The 20,153-nt window shown below is 73.8% G+C and carries 16 protein-coding genes; 8 read left to right on the plus strand and 8 right to left on the minus strand.

What is annotated here, in order from left to right:
- Window positions 1-71 precede the first annotated feature (71 nt).
- The 4 genes from ACIG3E_RS07105 to ACIG3E_RS07120 all read left to right on the plus strand — a co-directional run bounded on the left by ACIG3E_RS07105 (window position 72) and on the right by ACIG3E_RS07120 (window position 6,092).
- Window positions 72-374: a YtxH domain-containing protein gene (locus tag ACIG3E_RS07105; protein ID WP_242717777.1), complete on the plus strand. Its 303-nt coding sequence runs from the start codon at window positions 72-74 to the stop codon at window positions 372-374.
- 175 nt (window positions 375-549) lie between these two features.
- Window positions 550-1,977, plus strand: coding sequence for an FGGY family carbohydrate kinase (locus ACIG3E_RS07110; protein ID WP_399612292.1), 1,428 nt, complete (start codon window positions 550-552; stop codon window positions 1,975-1,977).
- A 456-nt stretch (window positions 1,978-2,433) separates the two neighbouring features.
- Window positions 2,434-4,167, plus strand: coding sequence for an ABC transporter ATP-binding protein (locus ACIG3E_RS07115; protein WP_399612294.1), 1,734 nt, complete (start codon window positions 2,434-2,436; stop codon window positions 4,165-4,167).
- A 26-nt stretch (window positions 4,168-4,193) separates the two neighbouring features.
- Window positions 4,194-6,092, plus strand: coding sequence for an ABC transporter ATP-binding protein (locus ACIG3E_RS07120; RefSeq protein WP_399612297.1), 1,899 nt, complete (start codon window positions 4,194-4,196; stop codon window positions 6,090-6,092).
- Between the two features lie 111 nt (window positions 6,093-6,203).
- Here the strand turns inward: ACIG3E_RS07120 and ACIG3E_RS07125 are convergent, their stop codons facing one another.
- The 5 genes from ACIG3E_RS07125 to ACIG3E_RS07145 all read right to left on the minus strand — a co-directional run bounded on the left by ACIG3E_RS07125 (window position 6,204) and on the right by ACIG3E_RS07145 (window position 13,373).
- Window positions 6,204-7,529 carry an RNA polymerase sigma factor gene (locus ACIG3E_RS07125; RefSeq protein WP_399612300.1) on the minus strand — a complete coding sequence of 442 codons (1,326 nt, stop codon included), beginning with the start codon at window positions 7,527-7,529 and terminating at the stop codon, window positions 6,204-6,206.
- A 227-nt stretch (window positions 7,530-7,756) separates the two neighbouring features.
- Window positions 7,757-9,655, minus strand: a complete 1,899-nt coding sequence (dnaG, locus tag ACIG3E_RS07130; protein WP_399612302.1) for a DNA primase — start codon at window positions 9,653-9,655, stop codon at window positions 7,757-7,759.
- A gap of 143 nt (window positions 9,656-9,798) precedes the next feature.
- Window positions 9,799-11,061: an NAD(P)/FAD-dependent oxidoreductase gene (locus ACIG3E_RS07135; RefSeq protein WP_399612305.1), complete on the minus strand. Its 1,263-nt coding sequence runs from the start codon at window positions 11,059-11,061 to the stop codon at window positions 9,799-9,801.
- Window positions 11,062-11,179: 118 nt separating this feature from the next.
- Window positions 11,180-12,556, minus strand: a complete 1,377-nt coding sequence (locus tag ACIG3E_RS07140) for a deoxyguanosinetriphosphate triphosphohydrolase (protein WP_399612310.1) — start codon at window positions 12,554-12,556, stop codon at window positions 11,180-11,182.
- 46 nt (window positions 12,557-12,602) lie between these two features.
- Entirely contained in the window at window positions 12,603-13,373 is a 771-nt protein-coding gene (locus ACIG3E_RS07145) for a sirohydrochlorin chelatase (RefSeq protein ID WP_399612313.1), read from the minus strand.
- Between the two features lie 322 nt (window positions 13,374-13,695).
- On the opposite strand from ACIG3E_RS07145, the gene ACIG3E_RS07150 reads away from it, so the two are divergent.
- Window positions 13,696-15,834 (plus strand): molybdopterin oxidoreductase family protein, encoded by a 2,139-nt coding sequence (locus ACIG3E_RS07150; RefSeq protein WP_399612316.1) that lies wholly within the window; start codon window positions 13,696-13,698, stop codon window positions 15,832-15,834.
- Here the strand turns inward: ACIG3E_RS07150 and ACIG3E_RS07155 are convergent.
- Both ACIG3E_RS07155 and cutA read right to left on the minus strand, forming a co-directional pair.
- Window positions 15,779-16,237, minus strand: coding sequence for a gamma-glutamylcyclotransferase family protein (locus ACIG3E_RS07155; RefSeq protein ID WP_399612319.1), 459 nt, complete (start codon window positions 16,235-16,237; stop codon window positions 15,779-15,781). The genes ACIG3E_RS07150 and ACIG3E_RS07155 overlap by 56 nt on opposite strands.
- On the minus strand, window positions 16,234-16,569 hold the full coding sequence (gene cutA, locus ACIG3E_RS07160) for a divalent-cation tolerance protein CutA (RefSeq protein WP_399612321.1): 336 nt from the start codon (window positions 16,567-16,569) through the stop codon (window positions 16,234-16,236). Before cutA ends, ACIG3E_RS07155 begins: the two co-directional genes overlap by 4 nt.
- A 249-nt stretch (window positions 16,570-16,818) precedes the next feature.
- On the opposite strand from cutA, the gene ACIG3E_RS07165 reads away from it, so the two are divergent.
- The gene (locus ACIG3E_RS07165) at window positions 16,819-17,583 is read left to right on the plus strand and encodes a hypothetical protein (RefSeq protein WP_399612323.1); all 765 of its coding nucleotides are present in this window, start codon (window positions 16,819-16,821) and stop codon (window positions 17,581-17,583) included.
- Window positions 17,580-18,962: a sensor histidine kinase gene (locus tag ACIG3E_RS07170; protein ID WP_399612325.1), complete on the plus strand. Its 1,383-nt coding sequence runs from the start codon at window positions 17,580-17,582 to the stop codon at window positions 18,960-18,962. Before ACIG3E_RS07165 ends, ACIG3E_RS07170 begins: the two co-directional genes overlap by 4 nt.
- A 13-nt stretch (window positions 18,963-18,975) precedes the next feature.
- Here the strand turns inward: ACIG3E_RS07170 and ACIG3E_RS07175 are convergent, their stop codons facing one another.
- On the minus strand, window positions 18,976-19,611 hold the full coding sequence (locus tag ACIG3E_RS07175; RefSeq protein WP_399612327.1) for an NADPH-dependent FMN reductase: 636 nt from the start codon (window positions 19,609-19,611) through the stop codon (window positions 18,976-18,978).
- A gap of 63 nt (window positions 19,612-19,674) precedes the next feature.
- Between ACIG3E_RS07175 and soxR the strand changes: the two genes are divergently transcribed.
- Complete coding sequence (soxR, locus tag ACIG3E_RS07180) at window positions 19,675-20,133, plus strand: redox-sensitive transcriptional activator SoxR (protein ID WP_399612329.1); 459 nt, start codon at window positions 19,675-19,677, stop codon at window positions 20,131-20,133.
- The last annotated feature ends 20 nt before the right edge of the window (window positions 20,134-20,153 follow it).

Consider the following 20,153-nt stretch of genomic DNA (forward strand, 5'->3'; position numbering starts at 1 on the left):
GGGGTGCTCCGCCAATCGGTATCCCCAGGCGACCGACGTCGGCAGTCGAGGCAAGGGAAAGGGTGGCCGTCATGCGCTACCGGCTCACGTTCGTGGCAGGTCTGGCTCTGGGGTACGTGCTCGGCACGCGCGCCGGGCGCGAGCGTTACGAGCAGCTGAAGAAATCCCTCCGCGAGGTCTCGCAGAACCCCGCCGTGCGCAACACCGTCGAGTCCGCCGCCCTCCAGGGACGCGAGGTCGCGGGCAAGGCCTTCCACACGGTCTCGGAGAAGGTGGGCGACCGCATGCCCGAGTCCGTGGCCGAGCGGGTGCGGTCGCTGCGCGAGCGCGGGCAGGGCGACGCCGAGGACGACTGGGGGACCAGCAACACCTAGACAGTCCGGCGGGGCGGAGGGGTGACGTGATCGTCACCCTTCCCCTCTGCCGCGCCGCCGCCCCGGGCCGGAGCTGGCACTTTCCGCCCGGGGCGGAGCCATGCCCGGAGCCGTGCCCACCGCCTTCCCGGACGTATGTGCGGGGCATCCCCCCGGGTGCGGCAGAATCCTCGGCATGGGGATAGTCGCGGGGTTGGACAGCTCACCCGATTTCACACGCATCGTGGTCTGTGACACCGACACGGGCGCCGTACTCAGGCAGGGGTACGCCCCGCATCCGCTGGAGGGCCCCGACGGCGCGCGGCCCAGCGACGTCGATCCACAGGCCTGGCTGCTCTCCCTCGGCGAGGCCGCGGGCGGCGGGCTCCTCGAAGGCGTCCAGGCGATCGGCGTCTGCGCGCAGGAGCACGCCCTCGTCCCCCTCGACGCGCAGGGCGCGACCGTGCGGCCCGCGCTCGTCGGCAACAACCCGCGCGCCCAGGTCGCCGCGGCCGACCTCGTCGACGGGCTCGGCAGCCGCCAGGCCTGGGCGCAGGCCGTGGGCTGCGTCCCGCAGGCCGCCCAGCCGGTCGCGAAGCTGCGCTGGCTGGCCCGGCACGAGCCGGAGGCGGCGCTGCGCACGAACCTGCTCATGCAGGCCCCCGACTGGCTGGTGTGGCAGCTCCTGGGGCGGCCCGCGCGGCGTACGACGGACCGGGGCGGCGCGTCCGGCACCGGCTACTGGTCGGCGGCGACCGGCGGGTACCGGCCGGATCTGGTCGAGCTCGCGCTCGGCCACCAGGCGATGCTGCCCGAGGTCATCGGCCCCGCCGACGCCGCGGGGACGACGCCCGAGGGGCTGCTGATCTCGGCGGGCACGGGCGCGACCATGGCGGCGGCCTTCGGGCTCGGCGTGATGCGGGGCGACGCCGTGGTGTCGCTCGGCGCCTCCGGCTCCGTGATGGCCGTCCACCACGAGGCCCTGGTCGACCCGACCGGCACGATCACCTCGCTCGCCGACGCCACCGGCATGCACCTGCCCGTCGTCCACACGGCGAACGCGGTGCGCGCGCTGCGCGGCACCGCCGAGATGCTGGGCGTCCCGGACCTGGAGACGCTCTCCGACCTGGCCCTGAAGTCGACCCCCGGCGCCCACGGGCTCGTCCTGCTGCCCTATCTGGAGGGCGAGAAGACGCCGAGCCTGCCGCACGCGGCGGGCACCCTGACCGGGCTGCGGCGCGAGTCCATGAAGCCGGAGCACCTGGCGCGGGCGGCCTTCGAGGGCATGCTGTGCGGGCTCGGCGACGCGCTCGACGTGCTGCGCGGGCGCGGGGTGGAGGTGCGGCGGGTGTTCCTGCTCGGGTCCGCCGCCGACCTGCCCGCCGTGCGGGCCGTCGCGCCGATGCTCTTCGGTACGCAGGTCGTGGTGGTCCAGCCCGCCGACTACGCCGCGATCGGCGCCGCGCGCCAGGCGACGTGGGCCCTGACCGGGCAGCTGCCGCAGTGGCAGGGTGCCGTCACGCAGGTCTTCGAGCCGGGCGAGGAGCTCGCGGTGGGGCAGGCGGTGCGCCAGCAGTACGTAACGGTGCGCGAGCAGGCGCACCCAGGCGCGTTCACGCCCTGAGCCACCCCCGCACCCCCGGCGCACTGAGCTGCCCCACACCCCCGGCGCCCTGAGCTGCCCCGCACTCTCGGCGCCCTGAGCCGCCCCCACACCCCACGCCCCCGCCCTTCACCCCGCGCGCCCAGCGCCCCACGCCCAGCCCCACACACCGCGCCCAGCGCCCCACGCCCCGCACGCCGCGCCCCGGACACCCGCACGCCGCGCCCCGCCCCGGCACGCCTTGGCACGCCTTGGCACGCCCCCACACATCCCCCGGCCCGGAATGAGGCATTCCGCCACGTTCCGTGAGGGAAATGAAGCATTCAGTGTGCCCAGAACTTGACCAGGGCTGATTTTTGACCCGGTCATGGGTTAATCGGTTGCACACGGCCGGGGTCGGTGGCGCAGGATGGTGGGCGGCCCTTCGCCCGCCGCCCCGACTCCGTCCCAACTCCGAGACTCTGCCGAGAGACGAGCGTGCTCATACGACTTCTGCGGACCCATCTGGGTCCGTACAAAAAGCCCATCGCCCTGCTGGTGCTCCTGCAGTTCCTGCAGACCTGTGCCTCTCTCTACCTCCCCACCCTGAACGCCGACATCATCGACAACGGCGTCGTGAAGGGGGACACCGGCTACATCCTGACGTTCGGTGCCGTCATGCTGGCCGTCACCGTGGTCCAGATGGTGTGCAACATCGGCGCGGTCCTGTACGGCGCGCGCACCTCCGCCGAGCTCGGCCGCGACGTACGGTCCGCCGTCTTCGACCGCGTGCAGTCGTTCTCCGCGCGCGAGATGGGCCAGTTCGGCGCGCCCACCCTGATCACGCGGACCACCAACGACGTGCAGCAGGTGCAGACGCTGGTCCTGATGGCGTTCACGCTGATGGTGTCGGCGCCGATCATGTGCGTCGGCGGCATCGTCATGGCGCTCGGCCAGGACGTGCCGCTGTCGGGCGTGCTGCTCGCCGTCGTGCCGGTGCTCGGCATCAGCGTCAGCCTGATCGTGCGCCGCCTGCGGCCGCTGTTCCGCACCATGCAGGTGCGGCTCGACACGGTCAACCGCGTGCTGCGCGAGCAGATCACCGGCAACCGCGTGATCCGCGCCTTCGTGCGCGACCCCTACGAGAAGGACCGCTTCCGGGGCGCCAACAGCGACCTGACCGACGTCTCGCTCGCCAGCGGCAAGCTGCTCGCGCTGATGTTCCCGGTCGTCATGACGGTGGTGAACCTGTCGTCGATCGCCGTCGTCTGGTTCGGCGCGCACCGCATCGACAGCGGCGCCATGGAGATCGGCGCGCTCACCGCGTTCCTCGCGTACCTGCTCCAGATTGTCATGGCCGTGATGATGGCCACGTTCATGTTCATGATGATCCCGCGGGCCGAGGTGTGCGCCGAGCGCATCCAGGAGGTCCTGGACACCGAGACCAGCGTCGTGCCGCCCGCCGAGCCCGTCCGCGCGCTGCGCGGCCACGGCCACCTGGAGCTGCGCGGCGCCGGGTTCCGCTACCCGGGCGCGGAGGAGCCGGTGCTCAAGGACATCGAGCTGACCGCGCGGCCCGGCGAGACGACCGCCGTGATCGGCTCCACGGGCAGCGGCAAGTCCACGCTCCTGAGCCTCGTGCCGCGCCTGATGGACGTCACCGAGGGTGAGGTCCTCGTCAACGGCGTGGCGGTGAGTTCCTTGGAGCCCGCGCTGCTCGCGCGGACCGTGGGGCTCGTACCGCAGAAGCCGTATCTGTTCGCCGGGACCGTGGCCAGCAACCTGCGGTACGGCAACCCGGACGCCACCGACGAGGAGCTGTGGCACGCCCTGGAGGTGGCGCAGGCCAAGAGCTTCGTGGAGTCCCTGGAGGAGGGGCTCGACGCGCCCATCGCACAGGGCGGCACGAACGTGTCCGGCGGGCAGCGGCAGCGGCTCTCCATCGCGCGCACGCTCGTGCAGCGCCCGGAGATCTATCTGTTCGACGACTCGTTCTCCGCGCTCGACTACGCCACCGACGCGGCGCTGCGGGCCGCGCTCACGCACGAGACCCGCGAGGCGACGGTCGTGATCGTCGCGCAGCGCGTGTCGACGATCCGCGACGCCGACCGGATCGTCGTCCTGGACGAGGGCCGGGTCGTCGGCACCGGCCGCCACCACGAGCTGATGGCTGACAACGAGACGTACCGGGAGATCGTCCTCTCCCAGCTGACGGAAGCGGAGGCCGCGTAATGCCCCCTGGTGGCATGGGTGGACCCATGATGGGACCCGACTCCCGGTCCATGGACTTCAAGGGCTCGGGGAAGCGGCTGCTCGCGCAGTTCCGGCCGGAGCGGGCCACGATGTACGGGATGCTCACCGCCGTGGTCCTGAGCGTCGCCATGTCGGTGCTCGGGCCGAAGATCCTCGGGCACGCCACCGACCTGGTGTTCGCGGGCATCGTCGGGCGGACCATGCCCGAGGGCGAGTCCAAGGGCGAGGCGATCGAGCGGCTGCGCGCGCACGGCGAGGGCGGCATGGCCGACATGCTCACCGGCCTCGACTTCACGCCGGGCCAGGGCATCGACTTCGGCGCGGTCGGCGAGGTGCTGCTGCTCGCCACGGCCGTGTTCGCGGTCGCGGGCCTGATGATGACCGTGGGCACGCGCCTGGGGAACCGCGCCATCAACCGCACCGTGTTCCGGCTGCGGGGCGACGTCCAGGCGAAGATGTCGCGCCTGCCGCTGTCGTACTTCGACAAGCGCCAGCGCGGCGAGGTGCTCAGCCGGGCCACGAACGACATCGACAACATCAACCAGACGCTCCAGCAGACGCTGGGGCAGCTCATCAGCTCGCTGCTCACGATCGTCGGCGTCCTGATCATGATGTTCTGGATCTCGCCGCTGCTCGCGCTCGTCGCCCTGGTGACGGTGCCGCTGTCGTTCGTCGTGGCGACGAAGGTCGGCAAGCGGTCGCAGCCGCAGTTCGTGCAGCAGTGGAAGTCCACCGGCCAGCTGAACGCGCACGTGGAGGAGATGTACACCGGCCACACCCTGGTGAAGGTGTTCGGCCGCCAGGAGGAGTCGGCGAAGGCGTTCGCCGCGCACAACGACGCGCTGTACGAGGCGTCGTACAAGGCGCAGTTCAACAGCGGGCTCATGCAGCCGCTGCTGTTCTTCATGTCGAACGTGAACTACGTCCTGGTGGCCGTGGTCGGCGGTCTGCGGGTCGCCTCCGGTGCCCTGTCGATCGGTGACGTCCAGGCCTTCATCCAGTACTCGCGGCAGTTCTCGATGCCGCTCACGCAGGTCGCGTCGATGGCGAACCTCGTGCAGTCCGGCGTCGCCTCCGCCGAGCGGATCTTCGAGCTCCTCGACGCCGAGGAGCAGGGGCCCGACCCCGTCCCCGGCGAGCGCCCCGCCGAGCTGCGCGGCCGCGTGGAGATGGAGCACGTGTCGTTCCGGTACGCCGAGGACAAGCCGCTGATCGAGGACCTGTCGCTCGTCGTGAAGCCGGGCCACACCGTCGCCATCGTCGGCCCCACCGGCGCGGGCAAGACCACGCTCGTGAACCTGCTCATGCGGTTCTACGAGGTCACGGGCGGCCGCATCGCGCTGGACGGCACGGACATCACGAAGATGACGCGGGACGAGCTGCGCGGCGCCATCGGCATGGTCCTCCAGGACACCTGGCTGTTCGGCGGCAGCATCGCGGACAACATCGCGTACGGGGCCGCGGGCGAGGTCACGCGCGAGCAGATCGAGGAGGCCGCGCGGGCCGCGCACGCCGACCGGTTCATCCGCACCCTGCCGGACGGGTACGACACGGTCATCGACGACGAGGGCACGGGCGTCAGCGCGGGCGAGAAGCAGCTCATCACCATCGCGCGGGCGTTCCTGTCCGACCCGGTGATCCTGGTCCTGGACGAGGCGACCAGCTCGGTCGACACCCGCACCGAGGTGCTCATCCAGAAGGCCATGGCGCGGCTCGCGCACGGGCGCACGTCGTTCGTGATCGCGCACCGGCTGTCCACCATCCGCGACGCCGACACCATCCTCGTGATGGAGGACGGGGCGATCGTGGAGCAGGGCACGCATGACGCGCTGCTGGCCGCGGGTGGGGCGTATTCCCGCCTGTACGCCGCGCAGTTCGCCCAGGCGGTGGCGGAGGTCGGCTAGCGCCGTCGGGGCCGGGTCGTTCTGCGAGTGCGGGTCCATCGTGGCTGGTCGCGCAGTTCCCCGCGCCCCTTCGGGGCGCTAATTCCCCCTGCCCCTTCGGGGCGCTCCTCCTCAGTCCAGATAGCCGCGCAGCTGGTCCGCGAAGGCGTGGTCCCGTAGCTTGTTGAGGGTTTTGGACTCGATCTGGCGGATGCGTTCGCGTGTCACGCCGAAGATCCGGCCTATCTCCTCCAGGGTGCGGGGCCTGCCGTCCGCGAGGCCGTAGCGCAGCTGGACGACCTTGCGCTCGCGCTCGCCGAGCGTGGAGAGCACGGCCTCCAGGTGCTCGCGCAGGAGCAGGAAGGCGGCCGACTCCACGGGGCTCGCCGCGTCGCCGTCCTCGATGAGGTCGCCGAGCGCCACGTCGTCCTCCTCGCCCACGGGCGCGTGCAGCGACACCGGCTCCTGCGCGAGCCGGAGCACCTCGCTGACGCGCTCGTGCGGCAGGTCGAGGTGGGCGGCGACCTCCTCGGGCGTCGGCTCGTACCCGCGCTCCTGGAGCATGCGGCGCTGCACCCGCACCACCCGGTTGATCAGCTCGACGACGTGCACCGGCACGCGGATGGTGCGGGCCTGGTCGGCGAGCGCCCGGGACATGGCCTGGCGGATCCACCAGGTCGCGTACGTGGAGAACTTGTAGCCGCGCGCGTAGTCGAACTTCTCGACCGCCCGGATGAGGCCCAGGTTGCCCTCCTGGACGAGGTCGAGCATCGTCAGGCCGCGCCCCACGTACCGCTTCGCCACGGACACCACGAGGCGGAGGTTCGCCTCGATGAGGCGGCGCTTGGCCATGCGGCCCACCACGACCAGCTTGTCCAGGTCGAGGGCCAGCTGGGAGTCCAGGTCGGGGGTGCCTGCCAGCTTCTCCTCGGCGAAGAGCCCGGCCTCGACGGCGCGGGCGAGCTCGACCTCCTCGGCGGCGGTGAGCAGAGGGATGCGGCCGATCTCGCGCAGGTACTGGCGGAACAGGTCGGAGGAGGGGCCGCCGGTATCCGCGCGGCCGCGCGGGCTCGGCAGCTCGATCGTCTCGACGACGGTCTCGGCGGCCTCCGCGGGCTCGGCGGCCTCGACGGCTTCGGCCCCGGGCGGGTCGGCCAGGCGTTCGTCCGGCGCGAGCTCCGGGTGCCGGGTGCCGCGGCTCTGCGGCGGCACGGTCGTGATGACGTCGGCTTCCGCCTCCACGTCCGTGCCCGGCGCGGTGTCGGTTTCGGTGAGGGTCTGGGTCTGCACGGGGGCGACCTCCAGGGTGATCGCTGCTGAGGCGGGTGGCAGCGGTACAACGGGACCGGCGTCGACGGCCTCGCCGCTGTCCGTCCCGAACACGATGTGTGGAACCGCGGAATCGTCGGACCCGCAGGCACTGTCTGCGGGCCGGCCGCGCTCCGAGGACTCAGGCACCGCCACCCAGTGTGGAGTACGACACACGGCCGCCACGAGGGGCGTGCGGTGACTTTTTGAGTCCGGTCCGTAACCAGTCGGTTACCCCTCGCGGGGCGCCCCAGACCCTCCCCTTCCCGCTCCGGAGGGCTCCGCCCCCCGTACCCCCCGAAATCGGCGCTCCGCGCCTCGTCCTCAAACGCCGGACGGGCTGGGAGATCTCCGTCACGCCCGACGAGACGCACAGGTCAGAGCGCCGCCGCGCCCCGTTCGCGCAGGGCGCGGGCGTACTGCTGGAGTACCCACAACTCGTTCTGGACGTTGGCGAGTTGCTGGGGGTCGCCGTGGCCGCCGCTGAGGCGGGTGAAGGTGCCCTGGACGTCGCGGATGCGCCGGTCGACGGCCCGCAGCCGCACGGTGACCAGCTGCTCCCCCGCGTACGCCTCGTCGACCGTGCGGCGCATGATCGCCTCCACGGCCAGCTCGGTGACCATGGCGCGGACCGCGTCGTCGGGGGCGGCGTCACGGACGCGGACCAGGTACTCCTGCGGGTCCTGGGCGCCGAGCTCGGCGCCCCCCGCCTCCATGACGGCCTGGCGCACGGCCGCGTACGGGGCGGCCGTGAACTCGTCTACGCCGTACGCGTCGAAGGCCGGGGAGACCAGGTCCGGGCGCTGGAGGGCGAGCTTGAGGAGCTCGCGCTCGGTGGCGTAGACGGGGTTGCGGAGGTTCAGGGCGGGGCCCGAGGGGACCGCGGGCGCGGCCTGCGTGAGGGCCTGGGGGCCGCGCCCCGGCGCCGGGCCCTTGCCGCCCCGGTCCCGCGCCCAGCGGGCGAGCTGCGCGACCCGCTTGACGACGAACTGCGTGTCGAGGATGCCGAGCATGCCCGCGAGCTGTACGGCGACCTCGTGCTGCGCGCCGCTGTTCTTGATGCGGGCGACGACGGGTGCGGCCTCGTCCAGGGCGGCGGCGCGGCCCGCGGGGGTCTCCAGGTCGTAGCGCGCGACGATCTGGCGCAGGGCGAACTCGAAGAGCGGCGTGCGCGGTTCGACCAGGTCGGTGACGGCCGCGTCGCCCTTGGCGAGGCGCAGGTCGCAGGGGTCCATGCCGTCGGGCGCGATCGCGATGTACGTCTCGGCGGCGAACTTCTGGTCGTCCTCGAAGGCGCGCAGGGCCGCCTTCTGCCCGGCCGCGTCGCCGTCGAACGTGAAGATCACGCGCGCCGAGCCGTTGTCCATGAGGAGCCTGCGGAGGATCTTGATGTGGTCGCCGCCGAAGGCGGTGCCGCAGGTCGCGATGGCGGTGGTGACGCCCGCGAGGTGGCAGGCCATGACGTCGGTGTAGCCCTCGACGACGACGGCCCTGCTGGACTTGGCGATCTCCTTCTTGGCGAGGTCGATGCCGTACAGGACCTGGGACTTCTTGTAGATCGGGGTCTCGGGCGTGTTCAGGTACTTCGGGCCGTTGTCGTCGTCGCGGAGCTTGCGGGCGCCGAAGCCGACGACCTCGCCGCCGATGTCCCGGATCGGCCACATCAGGCGGCCCCGGAAGCGGTCGATGGGGCCGCGCCTGCCCTCCTGGGAGAGGCCGGAGAGGGTCAGCTCCTTGTCGGTGAAGCCCTTGCCGCGCAGGAAGCGGGTGAGGTGGTCCCAGCCCGCCGGGCTGTAGCCGACGCCGAAGTGCGCGGCCGCGGCCTGGTCGAAGCCGCGCTCGGCGAGGAACTTGCGGCCGATCTCCGCCTCGGGGGACTCCAGCTGGGCCGTGTAGAACTCGGCGGCCGCCTTGTGCGCCTCGACCAGGCGGATGCGCTCGCCGCGCTGGTGGGAGGGGTTGTACCCGCCCTCCTCGTAGCGCAGGGTGATGCCCGCCTTGGCCGCGAGGCGCTCCACCGCCTCGGAGAAGGTCAGGTGGTCGACCTTCATCACGAAGGTGAGGGTGTCGCCGCCCTCCTGGCAGCCGAAGCAGTGGAAGAGGCCCTTGCTGGGGCTGACCTGGAACGACGGGGACTTCTCGTCGTGGAAGGGGCACAGGCCCTTGAGGTTTCCGCCGCCCGCGTTGCGCAGCTGGAGGTACTCGGACACCACGGCGTCGATCGGGACCGCGTCCCGAACCGCCTTCACATCCTCGTCATTGATCCGCCCAGCCACGCCCAGATTCTACGGCTCGGTGCGGGTACCTCGACCTCGCGGTGCGCCCCGGGCCCGCCCCTTCCCGAACTGGGGCTCCGCCCCAGACCCCGCTCCTCAAACGCCGGAGGGGCTGGACCCCCAGCCCCTCCGGCGTTCGGCTGTCAGTCGAGCAGGGTCGTCAAGGGGCGGGACGGGTCCGCCAGGGCGTCGGGGTCGGGGTGAGCGCTCGCGCGGATGAGTTTCTGGATGGTCTCCGTGACGTCCCACACATTGACGTTCATTCCGGCGAGGACCTGGCCCTCGCTCAGCCAGAAGGCGATGAACTCGCGCTTGCCCGCGTCTCCGCGGATCACCACCTGGTCGTACGTGCCCGGGGGCGCCCAGCCCGAGTACTCCAGGCCGACGTCGTACTGGTCGGAGAAGAAGTACGGCACGCGGTCGTAGGTGACCTCCTTGCCGAGCATGGCGCGGGCGGCGGCCGGGCCGCCGTTGAGGGCGTTGGCCCAGTGCTCGACGCGCAGGCGGGTGTCGAAGAGCGGGTGCCGGACGGCGGCCACGTCCCCGGCGGCGTAGATGTCCGGGTCGGAGGTGCGCAGGCTGGTGTCCACGGCGATGCCGCCGCCGTCCGCGCGGTCGACGAGGGCGAGGCCCGCGGACTCCGCCAGGGCGGTGCGCGGGGCGGCGCCGATCGCGGCGAGCACGTCGTGCGCCGGGTGCTCCTCGCCGTCGTCCGTGCGGGCGGCCAGGACCATGCCGTCCTGCCCGGTGATCTCGGTGAGGCGGGCCCCGAAGTGGAAGCGGACGCCGTGCTCGGCGTGCAGGTCGGCGAACATCTGGCCGACCTCGGGGCCGAGGACGGAGTGCAGCGGGGTCGGCTCGGGCTCGACGACGGTGACCTCCGCGCCGTACTCCCGTGCCGCCGCGGCGACTTCGAGGCCGATCCAGCCGGCGCCCGCGATCACCAGGTGGCCGTTGTCGCGGCCGAGCGCGGCCAGGACGTGGCGGAGCCGGTCGGCGTGGGCGAGGCGGCGCAGGTGGTGCACGCCCGCGAGCCCGGTGCCCGGCACGTCGAGGCGGCGGGGCTCGGCGCCGGTGGCGAGGAGCAGCTTGTCGTAGCGGATGACGGCGCCGTCGCCGAGCCGGACGGTGTGCGCGGCACGGTCTATGGCGACGACGGTCTGGCCGAGGTGCAGCTCGACGTCCGCCTGCGCGTACCACGCGGGCTCGTGGACGAAGACGCTGTCGCGCTCCTCCTTGCCGAGGAGGTAGCCCTTCGAGAGCGGTGGGCGTTCGTACGGGTGGTCGCGCTCGTCCCCGATGAGGATCACCCGGCCGGTGAAGCCCTCGGCGCGGAGCGTCTCCGCCGCTTTCGCACCCGCGAGACCTCCTCCGACGATGACGAACGTCTGATCCGCGTCGACCACTTGATGCCTCCTCGAAACCTTTGAGTCCACTGGGAGAGTCCCGCACGCAGCGTGAGGGCGGAAGGGGTTGTACCCCAATCCGGCCACTTTCCGTCACATCCTGTGGTCACCTTCCCGGTCACTCGCCACTGTGCGCGTTCCGGGACGGTCCGGTGAGCCGGGCGTGCAGGGAACGGGCGGCGGCGTCCGTGAGGGACGCGATCTGGTCGATGACCACGCGCTGGGCGGCGCGGTCGTCGGGCGCCGCGTCGTACAGGGCGCGGAACTGGGGGTCGAGGCCCTCGGGGGCGCGGGCGGTGAGCGCGTCGGCGAGCTCGGCGACGCAGACGCGCTGGTCGGCGCGGAGCCGGGTCTGGGCGGGGCGCTGCATCACATAGCGGTCGGCGACGGCCTTGAGGACCGCGCACTCCAGGCGCGCCTCGCGCGGGACGACGAGCTCGGCGGCGTAGCGCGTGAGGCGGCCCGTGCCGTACCGGGCGCGGGTCGCGGTCTCGGCGGCGAGGCAGAAGCGGCCGATGAGCTGGCTGGTGGCGTCCTTGAGGCGGGCCTGGGCGACGGCGGACCCGTCGTAGCCGTGCGGCCACCACTCCTGGTCCTGGAGGCGGTCGAGGGCCGCGGCGAGCTCTTCGGGGTCGGTGTCCGCGGGGACGTAGCGGCCGATGGCGACCGCGTAGACGTCCCGGCGCTCGGGTTCGGCGTGCAGCGCGTTCGGGTCGATGTGGCCCGCGTGCAGGCCGTCCTCCACGTCGTGCACCGAGTACGCGACGTCGTCCGACCAGTCCATGATCTGCGCCTCGAAGCAGGTGCGGTGGCCGGGGGCGTCCTTGCGGACCCAGTCGAAGACGGGCCGGTCGTCCTCGTAGACGCCGAACTTCACGGAGTCCGGCTCGGTGGGGTGGGCGCCGCGCGGCCAGGGGTACTTGGTGGCGGCGTCGAGGGCGGCCCTGGTGAGGTTGAGCCCGACGCTGACCAGGTCGCCGGTGTCCGAGCTGACGAAGCGCTTGGGCTCGATGCGGGTGAGCAGGCGCAGGGACTGGGCGTTGCCCTCGAAGCCGCCGCAGTCCTGGGCGAGGTCGTTCAGCGCCTGTTCGCCGTTGTGCCCGAAGGGCGGGTGGCCGAGGTCGTGGGAGAGGCAGGCGGTCTCCACCAGGTCCGGGTCGCAGCCGAGGGCGGCGCCCAGCTCGCGGCCGACCTGGGCGCACTCCAGGGAGTGGGTGAGGCGGGTACGGGCGCTGGCGTCCCAGGCCTGGGATGGGGTCTCCCCTGTTCGAGCGAAGCCGAGAACTTGGGGAATGGTGCCGGGCGTGACCACCTGGGTTTTTCCGGCGAGGCGGCGCAGCGCCGCGGAGTGCAGGACGCGTGCGCGGTCCCGCTGGAAGGCGGTGCGCCCCGGCCGTTTGTCGGGCTCGGCGGCCCAGCGCTCGGCGGCGGCTTCGTCATAGGCGGAGGGGTCCGCCGTGTACTCGGTCCGGGCGTGCGGTGCGGTGCCTGCCATGCCCCGACAGTAGACGCAGGCGCCGACGGGGCGCGCCGCGGCCCCGTCAGGCGGGCGCCGGGCACCGCGGTGGCGCCGGGGCGGGATCGGCGCAACGCGCCTGGTCGTAGCGGTGCAGCAGAAGCGCGGCGAGGGCCGGGTGCGCGCCCAGCGGGGTGGCGGCGAGCCACGGCGTGGCGGCGGCCGCCTCGGTGGCGAAGCGGCCGGGCGCGGTGAAGTACGAGGCGACGGCGACGCGGCGGGCCCCGGCGGCGGTGAGGCCGCGCACGGCGGCGGCCACGCCGGTGGGGGTCGCGGGGGTGGGCGCGGCGTAGCCGGGGACGACGGGCACGCCGAGGCGGCGGGCGAGCAGGGCCGCGGCGCGGCGCGTGTCGGCGGCGTACGCGGGGTCGCGGGAGCCCGCGGCGGCGAGGACGACGCCGTGGTCCTCCGCGGCCGCGGTGGCCGTGGGCCAGCCCGCCTCCAGGAGCCGGGTGTGCAGGACCTCCGTGAGCAGCGGGTGCGGGCCCAGCGGGGCGGCCACCCGCCAGCGCGGGTGCGGGGCCGCCGCGGCGGGGATGTCGTGCCGGGCGTGGTGACCGTGACTGAGGAGGAGCGGTACGAGGACGGCGGGCCGGGGCCCCAGGGAGGGGAGGGTGTCGCTCAGGAGGGGGCGGGTGAGCTCGATGTGGGCGAGGCGGACGTCCAGGCCGGGGCGGTGGGCCCGGGTCGCGGCGAGCAGCGCGGTGGCGGTGGCCAGGGCGCGGGGGTCGCGGCTGCCGTGCGCCACGGCTATCAGGGCTGGGGCCTGGGTCTCGGTGGGGTGGGGTGGGGTCATGGGGTGAGGGTGGCGGGGGCGGGTTGCCTTGCTGTTGCAGGGCCGTTTCTGGCGGGGGCGCCTTTTGCGGGGGCCCTCCCTCCCGCCCACCCGTGGCTCCCCGGCTTCGACCGTCCGGCCCCGACGCTTCCGCGCTGCCGCTGGGTCCTCGGCGTGCCCGCCGCTACCGCGGCGGGATTCTCCCACCCGCCCACCCGTTGCTCCCCGGCTTCGCCGGACCGGCCCTAACTCACAAACGCCGGAGCGCCCCGCGGAGCTCCGCGTACCGTGGGCGTAACCCTGTGGGGCGGGGCGGGAAACACGTGCGGTGAAGGGTGGGGGCATGCAGCCCTCCCACCCCGCCCAGGCCGCCGCGCGAGGCGCCGTCACGCCCACCCACTGTCCGTACTGCGCTCTCCAGTGCGGCATGGGGCTTGCGCGTGCGGGCGAAGGCGTGAAGGTTGTGGAGCGGCCCGCGTTCCCCGTCAACGGAGGCGCGCTGTGCGGCAAGGGCCGTACGGCACCCGAGGTGCTCTCCTCCCGGGTGCGCCTGACCGAGCCCCTCGTCCGATCCCATGCCACGGGCAGGCTCGTACCGGCCACCTGGGAGGAGGCCCTGGACCGCGTGGCCGAGGGGCTCGCCCGGACGCGCGCGGCGTACGGCGCGGACGCGTGCGGGGTGTTCGGCGGCGGCGGGCTCACCAACGAGAAGGCGTACGCGCTCGGCAAGTTCGCGCGGGTGGTGCTCGGGACCTCGCAGATCGACTACAACGGGCGGTTCTGCATGTCGTCCGCCGCGGCGGCGGGGCAGCGGGCGTTCGGCCTGGACCGGGGGCTGCCGTTCCCGCTGGCGGACGTGGCCCGCACCGGGTGCGTGCTCCTCGTCGGCTCGAACCTGGCGGAGACGATGCCGCCCGCGCTGCGCTATCTCACGGAGATGCGCAGCAACGGTGGCACGCTGGTCGTCGTCGACCCGCGCCGCACCCGCACCGCCGAGCAGGCCGATCTGCACCTGGCGCCGCGCCCCGGCACGGATCTGGCGCTCGCCCTCGGCCTGCTGCACCTGGTGGTGGCCGAGGGGCGCGTCGACGAGGAGTACGTGGCCGCGCGCACCAGCGGCTGGGAGCAGGCGCGGGCGGCGGCGATGGCGCACTGGCCGGAGCACGTGGAGCGGGTCACGGGCGTGCCGGTGCCCCAACTGCGGGAGGTCGTACGGCGGTTCTGCGCGGCCGAGCACGCCATGGTGCTCACCGCGCGCGGCCCCGAGCAGCAGGCGAAGGGCACGGACACGGTGGCCGCGTGGATCAATCTGTGCCTGGCGACGGGCAGGCCGGGGCGGCCGCTGTCCGGGTACGGCTGCCTGACCGGGCAGGGCAACGGACAGGGCGGCCGTGAGCACGGCCAGAAGTTCGACCAGCTGCCGGGCTACCGCAAGCTGACGGACCCCGCGGCGCGGGCGCACGTGGCGGCGGTGTGGGGCGTGGACCCGGACGCGCTGCCGGGGCCCGGGCGTTCGGCGTACGAACTGCTCGACGCGCTCGGCGGGGACGTGCGGGCGCTGCTGCTCATGGGCTCCAACCCGGTGGTGTCGGCGCCCCGGGCCGCGCACGTGGAGGAGCGGATCAGGTCCCTGGACTTCCTGGCGGTCGCGGACGTGGTGCTCTCGGAGACCGCCGCGCTCGCCGACGTCGTCCTGCCGGTGACGCAGTGGGCCGAGGAGACGGGCACGGTGACGAACCTGGAGGGCCGGGTGCTGCTGCGGCGCAAGGCGGTGGACCCCCCGGCCGGGGTGCGCGGCGACCTCGACGTGCTCCACGGCCTCGCGGACCGCCTCGGCCACGGCAAGGGCTTCCCGACCGAGCCGGAGGAGGTCTTCGACGAGCTGCGCCGCGCGAGCGCGGGCGGCCTCGCGGACTACTCGGGCATCACGTACGCACGCCTCGCGGAGGGGGACGGCGAGGGGGTGTTCTGGCCTTGCCCAGAGGGTGCGGGTGGGGCCCCGGACGCCGGGACGCCCCGGCTGTTCCTGGAGCGGTTCGCCACCGAGGACGGGCGGGCCCGGTTCGTGGCGGTGTCGCACCGGGCGGCCGCCGAGGAGCCGGACGCGGAGTACCCCGTGGTCCTCACCACGGGGCGGGTGCTCGCCCAGTACCAGTCGGGGGCGCAGACGCGGCGCGTGGCCGAGCTGAACGCCGCCGCGCCGGGGCCCTTCGTGGAGCTCCATCCGCGGCTCGCGGCACGGGTCGGGGTGGCCGACGGGGAGCCGGTCGCCGTGGTGTCGCGGCGCGGCCGGGCCGTCGCGCCCGCGCGGGTCACCCCGGACATCCGGCCCGACACGGTGTTCATGCCCTTCCACTGGCCCGGCGAGGGGCGGGCCAACGTCCTGACCCACCCCGCGCTCGACCCGGTGTCGCGGATGCCGGAGTTCAAGGTGTGCGCGGTCCGCCTGGAGGTGCTTCAGGCGCCGGTGGGGCCGGGGTGATCCAGGAGCCGCCGCGCAGCGGCTCCGCCGTGGCCCTCAGGCGTGCCGCCAGGGGCGGGGGCGCCACGTACACCCAGGCCCGCGCCGTCGTGCCGTCCTCGCGGAGGACGGGAAGGGCCTCGCGGAGGTAGAGGCTGCGCGGGTCGCCGGGGACGTACTCCTCCAGGTGGTCGAGGTCGGCGAGCAGCCGTCCGTACGCCTCGGGGCGCGCGGTCACGAGGTCGCCGTGGACGAGGCCCGCGCCGGGGGCCCGCACCGCGTACGGGTAGCCGGGTCCGGCGTAGAGGACGGCGTCGGGGAGCAGGGCGGGCGCGCAGTCCAGGACGCGTCCGAACAGGAAGGCGTGGTTGCGCCCGCCCGGGCGCAGCGTTCCGTACACGAAGAACGGCAGCCGCTCGGTCACTCGGCGGTCTCCTCCGCGACCCAGCCCAGATAGGCCGCGCTGCCGCGGGTCACGGGGGTGGCGATGATCTCCGGGGTCTCGTAGTCGTGGGTCTGGAGCAGCCAGGACTCCAGGGCGGCGTACCGCTCCTGTGTCGTCTTCAGGAACACCTGCCACTCGCGGGCGCTCTCCACGGCGCCGTCCCAGCGGTAGACGGAGGTGACGGGGCCGTTGATCTGGGCGCAGGCGGCGAGGCGGGCCTCGACCGCGGCGCGTGCCAGGGTGTCCGCCTTGTCGGCGGTGTCCGTGGTGGTCAGGACCAGCAGGAAGGCGGGCGTGCTCGGTTCCGTCACGGCGTGTGTTCCTTTCGTACGGGAAGGCCCCGCGCGCGGGGAAGGGCCGGTGCGCTGGGGAGGCTACCGGCCTGGCCGAAGGTCCCGAGCTGGGCGTTTTCCCAGCTTTGGCGGTGGCTGTTACACAACCTCCCGGTTTCCGTGATGCGTCCTTCCTAGCGTCGACCCCAGGTGGCCGGTCCCGTGCCGCACCCCGGTGCGTGTCCCGGGCGGGCCGCCGCCCAGCCTCCGTCGTCCATCGGTCCCCTCATGACTCTGCGCCTCCGTCTCCTCCTGGGCGTGCCCCTGGCCGTCCTGACCGTCGTCGTGCTCTGCGCCTGCGGGGCGAGCGGCGGCCTCGACGCGGGTGAGCCCGCGCCGCCGGTGTCGGTGCAGCCGAGCCCGAAGCCGCTGTGGCCCGGCTGGTCCGGTACGACGCCGTCGGCGCCGGGCGCCGAGACCGCGACGAAGCTGCCGCCGCCCGAGCCGCTCGACGGCCTCGGCGAGCTCGGGCCCGGCGGCCTCGCCAGGCTCGACGTGCGCGAGCTGCTGCGCGCGGACCCGCGCCTCAGGACGCTCGCGGACCGGCCGATGATCGACAAGCCGGGGCGCTCCGGCATCCGGCCGCCGGTGCTCGTCGACCTGTCCGGGGACGGCAGGCCCGAGCTGCTGCTCGCGATCGACCTGGAGAGCGGGCGCAGCGCGGTCGTCGTCTACGCCGAGCGCGGCGGCAAGGTGTACCCGGTGCTCTTCACCGCGGGCAAGCGGATCGCCGTGGAGGTGCTCGGCACCGATCTCCTGGTGCGCAGCCCGTGCGCCGACGGCGGCGAGCAGGCCGTGCGCTACCACTGGGACGGCAAGCGGATGTCGACGGTCAGCGACACCAAGAGCTATCGGAAGCCGGACCGCTCCCCCGGCCACGGCGGCGACTCCCCGTCGCCAAGGCCGTCGTCCACACCGTCGTCCGAGCCGTCGTCCGTGCCTCCGTCCACGCCGTCGTCCACGCCCTCCGCCCGCCCGGGAACCCGCTCGTGACGCCCGGACAGGCCAACGGCACGGAGAGCGGCGCCGCTGCCGTGAGCCTCGCCGCCGAGAAGGGCCGCGCCCGGTGGCTCGTGCGCGCCCCGCGCCGCGTGCTCGCCCCGCTCAACACCCTCGGCCTGCGCTGGAAGATCGCCGCGCTGCTCGCCGCGGGCTGCGCGGTCGTGGCCGTGGCGATCGGGCTCCTCATCCACCAGGCGCGGCTCGACCAGGTCGGCGCGAGCGCGCGCTCCGGGGCGACCGCGCAGCTGGTGCGGGTGCGGCAGCTGTACGAGCTGACGGGCCAGGTCGACCAGGACGGCACCCGGGACGGCACGCAGGCCGCCCTCGACGCGCCCGGACTGCCGGAGCCGCTGCGCGCGGCCGCGCTCGCCGGGCGGCGCAGTACGTACCTCGACATGGAGTCCGGCGACCCGGCGGTGTGGGCGGCGCGCCCGGTCGGCGACCGGGTCCTGTCCGTACGCCTTCCGCTGCGCGAACAGGCCGGGGAGATGGCCGAGTTCGACCAGCAGCTCCTGGTGTCCGGTGCCGTCGTCGTCGCGCTCGCCGCGCTCGGGGGCGCCGCGCTCGCCAGCAGGCTCAGCCGCGATCTGCGGGCCGCGGCCGCCATCGCCCGCCGCATCAGCCAGGGCGACCTGGACGCCCGCATCGGCCATCCGCTGCCGCCCGGCTTCCGGCACGGCAGGAACGAGGTCGCCGACCTGGCGACGGCCGTCGACACCATGGCCGCGACGCTCCAGCGGCGCCTGGAGGCCGAGCAGCGGTTCACCGCGGACGTGGCGCACGAGCTGCGCACCCCGCTGACCGGACTGCACACCGCCGCCGAGCTGCTTCCGCCGAGCCGTCCGACGGAGCTGGTGCGCGACCGGGTGTGCGCGCTGCGCGCGCTGACGGAGGACCTGCTTGAGGTGGCGCGGCTCGACGCGGACGTGGAGCGGCCCGACCTGGACGTGCACCCGCTCGGCGCGCTCGTCGAGGGGATGGTCCAACGGGGGCTCTTCGCGGGGCAGTCCACGGACCGGGGCGTACGGTTCCACTGCGCCGGGGAGCGGCTCGTACGGACCGACGCCCGCCGCCTGGAGCGGATCCTGGCGAACCTCGTCGGCAACGCGCGGCGGCACGGCGGCGACCCCGTCGACCTCAGCGTCGACGGGGCCGTGGTGACCGTGCGCGACCACGGGCCCGGCTTCCCCGAGCACCTGCTGCGCGAGGGCCCGCGGCGGTTCGAGACCGGCGCCCGCGAGCGCGGCCAGGGCACCGGGCTCGGCCTGACCATCGTGCTCGGCCAGGCCGCGGTCGTCGGGGCCCGGGTGGAGCTGGCCAACGCGCGAGGCGGCGGGGCGGTCGCGGTCGTCCGGCTGCCTCAGGCGTGAGCGGCGCACGGGGTCAGCTCCCGTACGGCCGGACCTCCTTGGCCGCGCGCAGCGCCCACGCCCACCACGCGAGCTGGTCCAGCATCGCCTTCGCGGCGGCGTCGGCGGCCGCGGGCTCCTTGTGGTTGCCCTCGTCGTCGAAGAGGGCGCCCGCGTTGTGGAAGGAGACGGTGTCGCGGATGGTGACGGCGTGCAGCTCGGCGAAGACCGGGCGCAGGTGCTCGACCGAGCGCAGGCCGCCGGAGAGCCCGCCGTAGGAGACGAACGCGATGGGCTTGGCCTGCCACTCGGGGCGGTGCCAGTCGATCAGGCTCTTCAGGGACGCGGGGTAGGAGTGGTTGTACTCGGGGGTGAGGACGACGAACGCGTCGGCGGCGGCCAGCTTCGGGGAGACCTTGGCGAGCTCGGCGCGGGTCGCGGCGTCAGGGCGGTGCGAGAGGGAGGTCGGCAGGTCGACCTCGGCGAGGTCGATGACGTCGACCTCGAAGCCCTGGTGCTCGCGCACGTGGCGCAGCAGCCACTCGGCGACGACCGGGCCGAAGCGGCCCTCGCGGTTGCTGCCGACGACGACGGCGACCTTCACGGGCTGCGCGGCCGTGGCGGACAGGGCGGCGGCGGGGGACGGGGAGACGTCGGTGGTGGTGTTCATGCGGCAAGCCTCTTAGTTAAACCTTGGTTCAGGTCAAGCAGCTTCGGTGACTAATCTGTCGGCATGACCGCGCACCTCGCACCGGACGCCAAGGAGGCCACCGTCGGCGAGCTCGCCGAGCGCAGCGGAGTGGCGCCTTCCGCCTTGCGCTTCTACGAGCGGGAAGGGCTCATCACCAGCCGCCGCACCACCGGCAACCAGCGCCGCTACAGCCGGGACACGCTGCGCCGCGTCGCCTTCATCCGCACCTCGCAGCGGCTCGGCATCCCGCTGGCCACGATCCGCGAGGTGCTCACCCTGCTGCCGGAGGACCGCACGCCCACCCGCGAGGACTGGGCCCGGATATCCGAGTGCTGGCGGGACGACCTCGACCGGCGCATCCGCACCCTGCGGCGACTGCGCGACAACCTCACGGACTGCATCGGCTGCGGCTGCCTCTCGCTCGACAGGTGCGCCCTGTCGAACCCGTGGGACGAGCTGGCCGCGCACGGGCCGGGGCCGCGCCGCCTGCTGGAGGACTGACCCGAGGGCCCGCCCCGGCC

The sequence above is a fragment of the Streptomyces sp. NPDC053474 genome, from assembly GCF_044544845.1.
GTDB lineage: Bacteria > Actinomycetota > Actinomycetes > Streptomycetales > Streptomycetaceae > Streptomyces.

Bases quoted from the DNA above. Each gene is read 5' to 3' on its own strand.
- ACIG3E_RS07145 (WP_399612313.1), bottom strand. From the start codon at position 13,373: ATGACCCCACCCCACCCCACCGAGACCCAGGCCCCAGCCCTGATAGCC.
- ACIG3E_RS07110 (WP_399612292.1), top strand. From the start codon at position 550: ATGGGGATAGTCGCGGGGTTGGACAGCTCACCCGATTTCACACGCATC.
- soxR (WP_399612329.1), top strand. From the start codon at position 19,675: ATGACCGCGCACCTCGCACCGGACGCCAAGGAGGCCACCGTCGGCGAG.
- ACIG3E_RS07165 (WP_399612323.1), top strand. From the start codon at position 16,819: ATGACTCTGCGCCTCCGTCTCCTCCTGGGCGTGCCCCTGGCCGTCCTG.
- ACIG3E_RS07140 (WP_399612310.1), bottom strand. From the start codon at position 12,556: ATGGCAGGCACCGCACCGCACGCCCGGACCGAGTACACGGCGGACCCC.
- ACIG3E_RS07150 (WP_399612316.1), top strand. From the start codon at position 13,696: ATGCAGCCCTCCCACCCCGCCCAGGCCGCCGCGCGAGGCGCCGTCACG.
- ACIG3E_RS07120 (WP_399612297.1), top strand. From the start codon at position 4,194: ATGATGGGACCCGACTCCCGGTCCATGGACTTCAAGGGCTCGGGGAAG.
- ACIG3E_RS07105 (WP_242717777.1), top strand. From the start codon at position 72: ATGCGCTACCGGCTCACGTTCGTGGCAGGTCTGGCTCTGGGGTACGTG.
- ACIG3E_RS07175 (WP_399612327.1), bottom strand. From the start codon at position 19,611: ATGAACACCACCACCGACGTCTCCCCGTCCCCCGCCGCCGCCCTGTCC.